10 protein-coding genes are annotated in these 9,789 nt (G+C 36.3%); 3 read left to right on the forward strand and 7 right to left on the reverse strand.

Annotation, left to right across the window (positions count from 1 at the left end):
• Positions 1-176: 176 nt before the first annotated feature.
• Entirely contained in the window at positions 177-1,310 is a 1,134-nt protein-coding gene (locus F6K27_RS23485; RefSeq protein ID WP_287279076.1) for a PP2C family protein-serine/threonine phosphatase, read from the reverse strand.
• A gap of 351 nt (positions 1,311-1,661) precedes the next feature.
• On the opposite strand from F6K27_RS23485, the gene F6K27_RS23490 reads away from it, so the two are divergent.
• A complete protein-coding gene (locus tag F6K27_RS23490) occupies positions 1,662-2,156 on the forward strand; it encodes an ATP-binding protein (protein ID WP_124147333.1) in 495 nt (164 codons plus the stop codon).
• Between the two features lie 23 nt (positions 2,157-2,179).
• On the opposite strand, the gene F6K27_RS23495 is transcribed toward F6K27_RS23490, so the two are convergent.
• A complete protein-coding gene (locus tag F6K27_RS23495) occupies positions 2,180-2,950 on the reverse strand; it encodes a DUF1350 family protein (protein ID WP_287279074.1) in 771 nt (256 codons plus the stop codon).
• Between the two features lie 357 nt (positions 2,951-3,307).
• Here F6K27_RS23495 and F6K27_RS23500 point away from each other — a divergent pair, with 357 nt between their 5' ends.
• Both F6K27_RS23500 and F6K27_RS23505 read left to right on the forward strand, forming a co-directional pair.
• A complete protein-coding gene (locus F6K27_RS23500) occupies positions 3,308-4,060 on the forward strand; it encodes a helix-turn-helix domain-containing protein (RefSeq protein WP_124147335.1) in 753 nt (250 codons plus the stop codon).
• Between the two features lie 173 nt (positions 4,061-4,233).
• A complete protein-coding gene (locus tag F6K27_RS23505) occupies positions 4,234-4,731 on the forward strand; it encodes a transposase (RefSeq protein ID WP_287279075.1) in 498 nt (165 codons plus the stop codon).
• 330 nt (positions 4,732-5,061) lie between these two features.
• Here the strand turns inward: F6K27_RS23505 and queC are convergent, their stop codons facing one another.
• The 5 genes from queC to F6K27_RS33955 all read right to left on the reverse strand — a co-directional run bounded on the left by queC (position 5,062) and on the right by F6K27_RS33955 (position 9,010).
• The gene (queC, locus tag F6K27_RS23510; RefSeq protein WP_124147370.1) at positions 5,062-5,733 is read right to left on the reverse strand and encodes a 7-cyano-7-deazaguanine synthase QueC; all 672 of its coding nucleotides are present in this window, start codon (positions 5,731-5,733) and stop codon (positions 5,062-5,064) included.
• 26 nt (positions 5,734-5,759) lie between these two features.
• Complete coding sequence (locus tag F6K27_RS23515; protein ID WP_124147337.1) at positions 5,760-6,314, reverse strand: DUF2808 domain-containing protein; 555 nt, start codon at positions 6,312-6,314, stop codon at positions 5,760-5,762.
• 189 nt (positions 6,315-6,503) lie between these two features.
• Positions 6,504-7,070, reverse strand: coding sequence for a 5-formyltetrahydrofolate cyclo-ligase (locus F6K27_RS23520; RefSeq protein ID WP_124147338.1), 567 nt, complete (start codon positions 7,068-7,070; stop codon positions 6,504-6,506).
• 1,536 nt (positions 7,071-8,606) lie between these two features.
• Positions 8,607-8,894 (reverse strand): hypothetical protein, encoded by a 288-nt coding sequence (locus F6K27_RS23525; protein ID WP_124147339.1) that lies wholly within the window; start codon positions 8,892-8,894, stop codon positions 8,607-8,609.
• Complete coding sequence (locus F6K27_RS33955; RefSeq protein ID WP_161564723.1) at positions 8,891-9,010, reverse strand: hypothetical protein; 120 nt, start codon at positions 9,008-9,010, stop codon at positions 8,891-8,893. Before F6K27_RS33955 ends, F6K27_RS23525 begins: the two co-directional genes overlap by 4 nt.
• Positions 9,011-9,789: the final 779 nt, after the last annotated feature.

The raw sequence follows: 9,789 nt of genomic DNA on the forward strand, positions 1-9,789 counted from the left end.
CCCTCAAAACTATCTTGACAGACTACTACAAACACCCTAAGTATTTTTAACAAATATTTATCACACCTGATATAAGCTTTTGAACATTTAAACTATAGAACTTCTTGATCAAAGGGAACCCTTAACCCTTAACAAAGAACATAAAACCTAAATGTCTCTTAGCTTATATCAGCAAGCTAACCAAAAATAATTTTTAGTAAAGAAAAATCATCACTAAAGGCATGACCACAATTCAAATCTCGCACATAGTTTAATATCTTATCTAGATGAAAATAACCGTATTTATGGTACTCTAAAATTAGATCGATAAAGTTATCTATACCCCAGATTTCTCCTCCAGGTTGAGGAATTTCATAAACACCATCACTAAAGATATACAGAGAACTTAACTTCTCAACTAAACAAGAATTATCAACATAAGTCACATCTGGAAACATACCAATAGGTACTCCTGGAGTTTTCAACTTATTCACCTGACTAGGCTGACCATTACCTAAGATTAAAACAGCCGGAGGATGACCTGCACTTGCATATACCAGTTGATTTTCAGAGCGATTATACACCCCATACCAGATTGTAAAGTATTTGTCATTTTGATAGGTCATCTGGTAAGTATTATTTAAAGCTCTAAGTACATCACTAGGTTGATGGTAATCTATATTCGGTATTGCCTTCGACCTTAATAAATTCAAAACTGACACAGAAGGAAGTGCTGCCCGTAAACCATGGCCAGCTACATCCAGTAAATACATAGCCAAGTAATTGTCGTCTAGCCAATAATAATCAAAGCAGTCTCCTCCTAATTTGTGGGAAGGAATAAACTGTGATTCAACTTTTACTGGTTCCATTAAGGGTTCTGGTAGAAGAGAGCGCACATAATCAGCAGCTTCAGCTAATTCTGCTTCTAATAGTCGCTTTTGGGTTTGTAAGTCTTGAGATAGCTGATGTAATCGTAACCCTGCTCTGACCCTGGCGGTCAATTCACTCATTTCTATTGGTTTAGAAATAAAGTCATCAGCACCTGCGTCCAGACCCTTAACTCGATCTTGAACCGTTCCTAAAGAAGTTAATAAAATGAAGAAAGTAGTAGATAGTTCAGAATTTGTTTTAACTCGGCTGCATACCTCTATTCCTGTGAGTCGTGGCATGACCCAGTCACAGATAATCAAAGCAGGTTGTAAATTTTGTGCCTGTTGAAAACCATCTTCACCATTACTTGCTACCGTCACTTCATAACCCTGTTTCTGGAGAACTCTTTTGAGCAATTCCTGAATGGCAATATCATCATCAATAACCAAAATTTTATACATCATGCACTCAGTTAAACAATTCACTGTTTCGGCTAAAGCCAACATAAAAGTGAGTAGACCAACAGGAGTTTTTATTTCACTCGCTTCATTTGAATGAAGCAGGAGGAAGGATATAAGTAAAGTGCTAATATTTTTTTTCTTTTCTTAATTCCTTCATTTTGCAGATATTGGGTTTAATTCTCCCACGCCTTTTAAAAATTAGTGGTCTTCAATCTTACATTGGGATCGAATCCCTTTTTTCATCAACTTTCTTCATTTTTTTTAATTATTTACATAAATTTTATACACATACTTTACAATATAGCTTAGGATATACCTAAAATATTATGTAATAAATTTAAGACAGTAAGTGTGAATAAAGTCAAAGGATCTGATAAATTACCTACGAAACATAGTGCTTTTTTACAAGTTAGTTCAGACCTTAGAGAAAACGACAAAGTTTTGTCATGGTTTGAACAATTATATCAAGCAGCTATTCCGAAAACAGTTTGGCTACAGTGTGAGCTAGCTTTGGCTGAAGGTTTTACTAATGCAGCCCGCCATGCCCATAGAGATTTATCTAGAGAAACACTTATAGACATTGAAGTTACAATATTCAGTGACCACACAGAAATTAGAATTTGGGATTGTGGTCCGCCTTTTGACTTGGAAGAATGGTTAAAAGCACAACCAGCTCAAACAGATATGTTTGCTCCTGGTGGACGGGGTATAAAACTTATGTATGCCATAGCAGACAATATTAGTTATACCCGTAGTACATCCGAAAATCGGAATTGTTTGTTAATTAGTAAAGATTATTGGCCATATCCCAAAGAACAAAATCAAACTTCTGACAGTAACAGCTAAATCTAAAATGTGTGAGTGTAAAGCTATGAGATTTTTGCCAATGGATTGAGCCAAAGCAAAATTTCACGTTTAAGTTGATTGAGGTCTCGATAAACTTCTTGTTTGAGCCATTGACCGATCGCATCTATAGGAGTATATACTTTTCCTACAGGCCAATTTATGTCTTGGCCCAAAGGTGTTAAATGATTTCCATTTAATCTTTTAACTGTCACTAGATCGGGAAAACGTAATCTCAACAAATCACTCAAACGAAGAGTTTGATCTATATCATCGTCTTTAAATTTAATCAATAAATTGCGCCGAATTTGATAACGCTTTTGAATTAGGCGGTTTGTAATCTTAGGAGATGGAGTAAATTCTACTTTTATCACAGGAGATATCTGTTCCACCAAGGGTATTGCATCACGAGCTGCAGAATTATTAAAAGATATCAAAATATTTCCAGCTCTTTCTAGAGAAAATAAGCTACCTATCAGTAAATGCAACTTACATCCCATGCTATGCCCAATGCCATATATAGGTAGACTTTTTTTTCGCAGTATTCTTTGAGCATAAATAAGATTGAGACAGCTATCAAAACTGCTGAGAACATTTTTAGCCATTGCTAAATGATCTAAAGTATTGACAAAAGGAGTCGCTATTACTGCATATCCTTGATTTGCTAGCATTTCCAATAACCACCGATAAGTTACATTGGGTGCAGTTGCAACAAACGCTCCTCCCAAAAAATGTATGACTGCTTTGGGGTGAGAAGGTATTAGTACCCAATTACCAGAATTTTCTTGCCATTCCATAATTCAAAACTATAAAAGTTTTTGTCTTGACAATTACAATATTTAGTGATAACAAAGTTGAAGAATTATTTTGTGTTTAAAAGAGGAAAATTAAAACACAAAAATCTAAAACAGTATTATTTTTTAATAAAATTGTAATAGCCGTTAATAAAATTTTAAGGGAAATTGGTAGAATTTGACAGATTCAATTAGTTAATCCGCCTATATTTTTTTTGTTTTTATTTTTTAACTCCCCCGGCGGGAAGTCCCGCGCTCTCCCCTTGGGGAGCGTCGTATGGGATATCCGGGCGTTGTCTGTGTGGTTTGCCCTTATTTTTGATATACTACCTAATTGTAGATATAAAGGTCGATTCTGCCATGCTCCTGAAATATAAGTACAAGCTCAAGCCACATAAAAGGCAAGGGGTAATTATAGCTAATTGGTTAGAATTAGCTCGACGACAATATAATTACCGTTTAGCTGAAAGGTTAAACTGGTTTGAAGCAACGCGCACACCAGTCAATGCTTGTCCACTTAATGTTTCAGTAGTGCCAATAGAACGGATTTATCAAAATATCCCCGAATTTAGAGTGCATTTTGGAGATGGCAGGAAAAAAGACAGTGATGGTAATCCCATAACAAGGAAAGGGGATCAACATCCGAATTTAGTCAATGGTTATGTTTTGTGGGAGACTGTTCAATTGGCGGACTTAGCACAAACTAAAAAGCTATTTCGGGAATACAAGTCTATACACTCTCAGGTCCTGCAAGATGTTATCCAAAGAGTACAAACTACTATGGATAACTTTAGCAAACCCGACAAAAAAGGTAAAACCAGTGGTAGACCTAAATTCAAAGGTAGGCATTACTATAACTCTTTTAGTTATCCTCAACTATCAAATGCAAATATTGTCAAAAATGCCAACGGTCGTTTTTGTGTAAATCTGCCAAAAATTGGCTTAGTCGCTTTAGTATACAATCGTCCAATACCAACAGGATTCAAAGTTAAGACAGGTACAGTAATCCGTGAAGCAGACGGATGGTATATTAGCTTCACGATAGAAGATAAGACGGTACCTTATGAGGTTGTAGAAATTCAACCCACCGAAGATAACTCATGCATGTATTGATTTAGGATTGTTGCACTATGTTGTTACCAGTGATGGTGAGTTTATAGAAGTTCCTAAATTTTTCAGGCTCTCTGAATATCGGTTGTCTAAACTACAGGTCAGATTAACTAAAAAAACAAAAACATTCTAAGTCTTGGAAAATTCTCAAACGCAAAATAGCTAAACTGCATCAGTTGATAGCTAGACAACGACTGGACTGGCAATTCAAACTTGCTGATCATTTGTTTAGTGATGTAAGGGTGATATTCCTTGAAGACCTACTTACAGCAAACTTACTCCGACGTTGCAAAGCTAAATTAGGAAGTAATGGTCAGTTTTTGCCTAATGGCCAATCAGCTAAGTCAGGATTAAATAAGTCTTTGCAAGATGCAGCGTTTGGTCAGTTTGTTCAGGTTTTAGAGTATGTTGCCTGGAAACTAGGCAAGAGAATTATCAAAGTAGACCCAAAAGGTACGTCTCAAGATTGCTGGGAATGCTTGAATAAAGTATCGAAAAGCTTATTTGAGCGTTGGCATTCCTGCCCTAAATGTGGACAGGAACTAGACAGAGACTATAACTCAGCACTACTAATACAAAAAATAGGATTGTTATCAACACAGGGGGAGGACATCACCTCTGTTAAAACTGCAGTCAGGGCTTATCTGACTGAAGAATCCCGCGCTCTCCCGTAGGGGAGCGTCGGGAGTATGTCAATACTCTCAGATAGTTGATTTCTGGGAAATTCCTACAGCGCTTTTGCTGATTGATGACCTGACGTCACAATCAAAACCCAGTAGAGACCTTCCATGGAAGGTCCCTAGTGTGGTCTACCGAAATGAAAACCGCTGTAAGTAAAAACTTCTATTGCGATATTCGCAACAAAACTATCAACTCCCTGAAACAGGAACTATAGCGCTACATTCAGGGAGTAGGAAAAAAGCTGACTAGATACAGATAATCAGCAATTAGCCATTCCGGCAATTTGTAAATATACCAGCGCGTACTACTATGAACAAAGATTTTTAATCAGACAATGGATCTTTTAATCCCAACTCCTGGAAAGCAGCTAACCGCAAGCGACAAGAATCACATACACCACAAGGTTTTTCTTCACCTGCATAACATGACCAAGTTTTTTCCCAAGGTACTCCTAAATTATTCCCTAATTGAATAATTTCGGTCTTTTTCATATCAATAAGTGGGGAAACAATAGCGATCGCTTCACCCTCCCTCCCCTGTTTAGTTCCCAGGCGAAACACTTCTTGCATGGCCTGAATATAGTCTGGGCGACAGTCAGGATAACCCGAATAGTCTAAAGCATTCACCCCAATATAAACCCGACTCGCATTGACAACTTCAGCATAAGCGAGGGCAAAACTCAGAAAAATAGTATTACGCGCTGGAACATAAGTAATAGGGATATTTTGCGACATTTCCTCAACAGAGCGATCGTTTGGTAAATCAATTTGATTATCAGTTAATGCTGATCCTCCCCATAGTCTGAGGTCAAAACTAACAACATGATGTTCTACTACACCAACACTTTCAGCAATTTTTTTGGCTGAGTCTAATTCTCGACGATGGCGTTGTTGGTAGTCAAAAGAAATAGCATAACATTGACAACCATCTGCTTTTGCTTGGTACAAAACCGTTGAGGAATCTAATCCTCCTGATAATAAGATAACTGCTTTCACCATTCTATAATTTTTAGTAATATCTTTTAATCATAACTATTAGAACTGTCATAAAAATGAAGTCTACCATAGCCAAGAAAATGACCAGATGATTTTTCTCCCACAGGAAAAGCTGTCACCCCAAATAAATATATACCCCCATACTTAGGAGTCCGCACTGGACGCAAACCTATAGTAAAAGTTTTGCCTGGAGGTACTGGAGGGTTAAAGGTTACTGAGACAGTATTAGTTTCCCGATTGATCGCCACTTCCTCAACTGCCAGTTGCTGTCCTTTCTGGCGATGAGTTCCTTCAAAGGCAATAATTTTCTTTGGGTTATATCGGATATTGCCAGATCCTTCAGTTTTGGTAATTGTTACTCGTTCCAATGGCACTCCAGCATCAGGCAATAAACTGAGAGTAAAGTAATAGGTTGCACTCCAAACATAGGTTTCACTACGGGTAGTCACTGCCTTAACTAGGCGAGGTGGTTGAGCAAAATAAACTGTACCATCTTTTGTCTGAATTGCTAAAGTAGGGGTCACCAACAAATAACAAACAATAAAGAAGAAGGAAAAAATTTTCAATTTAGGAACTAACATATAATCATTGAGCAAATAAGTTAATTATGACACTACTTGGACTTATATAGAACTCCGTTCTGCTTACACTAACAAAAACTTTCTTCTTCTTTTGTTACTTATTTTTTTCCTCTTAACTCCTAACTCCTGACTCCTGACTCCTGACTCCTGACTCCTCCATGAAGATGCCTATTGCCTATTATACACTATCTATTTTACACCATTTTCTGTACAAACGGCACTTAGAGGTCTATCCCAAGGATCTATTGGTAATTGTTGTAAATAAGCAAATTCAAATACAATTCCTATAGTAGGTTTTGATGCCCATTCTTCAGAACTTAACATCCGGTCATAAAAACCACCACCATAGCCTAAACGATAACCATTTAGATCACAAGCAACAGCAGGAATTAAAATTAAATCTACTTCTGATGAATGTAATAATGGTGCATTTGATTCTGGTTCTAAGATACCATAAATGCCTTTTTGTAAATAACTTTCAGGTTGCCAAATATGCCAAGATAGAGTTTTTTTGACACACCGTGGAAATCCCCAATTTTTATTAGAAACTGTTGAATTTTCTCGATTATTTGTAAATAATAAACTAAGGTCTACTTCTTGACGGAAACTAAAGTAGGCTAAAACAGTTTGAGCTTTTTGAAATAGGGAGTAATTTTGTAAGTGGTGGCAAAGGCGATCGCTCTTTTCCCTCCATTCTGTCTCCGACATAGACTGACGTTTTTTTAACAGCGAGCTTCTTAATTCTTTTTTGAGCATTAATCTAGTGGGACTTACACTTAAAATATTCAGGTGGGTAAATATTAATTATACTAAGTATGGTTTAAACTCACAGATTTATATCAATTATCTAAACAATGGCGACAAATAGTGTAGATTATGATATGAGTAGAATTAAAAGAAAAAAATGGTAGCAGTTGACAAGCTATACATCCTCCGCCACCAATGTCCACTTTCTTAACCAACTACAAACAATCTCTGTGGTTTTTACTGATTGACTATCAATGATACCTGGACTTTTGGAAAAAAGTAAAATAAAATAATTTCAATCTTTGATCACAAGTAGATTATACCTGAGTCTATCCCCAAACAAATCCCAGATTCGCTTTATGCTCTGCAAAAACATCTTGATGCTCTTGCAGCAAACAAAAAAAGTTGTAAGAAATTCTTGTAACAAACGCTTCTAAAGTTTCAGTAAAATTTGTCAACGTTTGACTAGCATAACCTCTTCTCAACCCTCCCATTAATTGTTGATAAAGGATGAAAGTGTAGGCCGTAAAAACTCAAAGAAAGTGACCTATGATACTGGTTTTATTTCTCAAGGGATTTATACTCTTTGAGATTCAATATTTTGGCTTTAAATTAGGCGGCCTTAGTTTACAGTAATAAAAATATTATAATGTTAATTCGATAATTATTCTGGGTATTGATATTATATAACTTTTTACTTTTTAATGGAATAAATAATATCATGTCCGCTGGGGCGCGTTCGTGTAAACCCAAAGGTGAATATCTACAGGAAATTTAAGTTTTTTTCTTGCTCTTAAGTATTCTTGCCTGTTCCCTGTTCCCAGCTCCGGTGTTCCCTACCCTTGCTATACAATACCGATGCTACCGGACATGATATAACTTTTGCTTTCTACCTTTAAGCTAAGATTTTAAGTTTAATGAGTGATATTTAAACATTTTTTTAGTTCAAAAATAGCCTAATTTTTTTTTAAATAAGAGGCAAAAACATCAATGTTTTTAGTCAAATAATCAATATTTATTCTAAGAATTTCCGTGACTTTAGTTCCTGGAGTAGTCAACTACTTAATAATACCAAATCCAGTTTAGCTAGACCACAAATAAGTTAACTACAATTCATATATATCAAGGTTTTCTCAATAATATATTGTGGTCTATAGTCATCGGATTTGGTATAACTTATAAATCATAGTAAAATTTCGGTGTCAAAAAAATGTGTTATAATTAACCAAGAACTTAAAAAGTAGCCTCAATAATCTTTTGACCGGAGAAGGTAGTGGCAATTAGCACCGTAAGCGTGGATTGCTGCTTTATACGTACTACGTTACAGTACTAGCAATGTGGTTGTTTTGCCTAGCGCCATACTTCGTAAACTAACAACGTGAAAATCGTGGTTTTAACCAGATTTACAGGAAACCAAAAACAGGAAAAAGATAGAGAATAGCGAGTTGCCTCCCAGAAGAAGCAAAAAGTTTTTTGATAACTATGTCTCCCTTGTCTTCTCTATCTCCCAATAGTTCCACTATTGCTAAAAACTACGTAGACATACTATCTGAGAACGAAATTATCTGTCGTCAAATCCGGACTACCAAGGAGAGTAGCAAATTGAGCGCAATCTCCGAAACCTGCTGCATTACCATTAGCATTGTAGAATAAACCACCTGTAGTAGAATCATAGACAATAATACCACTACTTGTCTCAGGGTTACTTGTTACAGTAGCAAACTCACCACCAAGATTTCCTCCCGTAGCAGTAGTTATTTCTGTAAAAGTATCTTTGTCAAGTAGAATTATATCTTTGTTAGACTGGAAGTCTGTAATTGTATCTACACTCAAATCTTCTGATGCAAACGCATTATTAGTATTTTAGTATTAAAGATAAAGCTGTCTATACTACCACCACCTGTGAGTTGGTCATTTCCTGCATTACCATTAAGGCGATCGCGACTAATACCACCTTCAAGAGTATCCTTACCTGCACCTCCTGATCAGAAATCGTTATCGCGACGACCTATCAACACATCATCATTGTTTTGTCCCAATACTCTGTCGTTACCAATACCTCCAAAGGGTGTTATTTTCAATGTCTAACGCAAACTCAGTTCCACCAAAGGTTTCTTCTCCTGTGAAATAAATGCTATCAACGATAACGGTGATAAGTGCATAAGCAAAATTAATTACACATCCTACTATTGCCTATTGCCTGTTGCCTCTCTCAACTAAGAAATTTATTTTGACGACTACTTAATAGCAGCTCGTAGTTGCTCTTTAGTGCTACCTGACATTTTGGCGGTGCTCAAGCACAACTACAAACAAATGCACTGCTTTTCAGGATAATGAGATACACTTTAAGATGAATTTGTGTTTCCTAGTTCCCAAAACTATGAATTTATATCAAATCCGGTTAAATAACCTCACAATCAATAGACATCTCCAGAAAAGAGGCAGTAGGCAGCTTTGCTGTAGGCAGTAGGGAACCCACCCCTCGCCCCTCCCCCTCCCAGGAGGGGAAAGAATTGATATATCTAGTGTGATAATTGATTTGATTTTTTATGATAGGAGATGTCTAATAGCTTAAAATCCTGATTATGAAGTTATTAGATCTATAGCAATGAGCGCTGGCATCTTTACATATTACATAAATATTGATAATGTAACATAAAAGTAACTGTATGAGCTGTATTTTTCATAAATTAGGCGATCGCTAAAGGTTAAAGTTTTAAGGATGCGT

The organism is Okeania sp. SIO2F5, assembly GCF_010692685.1.
GTDB lineage: Bacteria > Cyanobacteriota > Cyanobacteriia > Cyanobacteriales > Microcoleaceae > Okeania > Okeania hirsuta.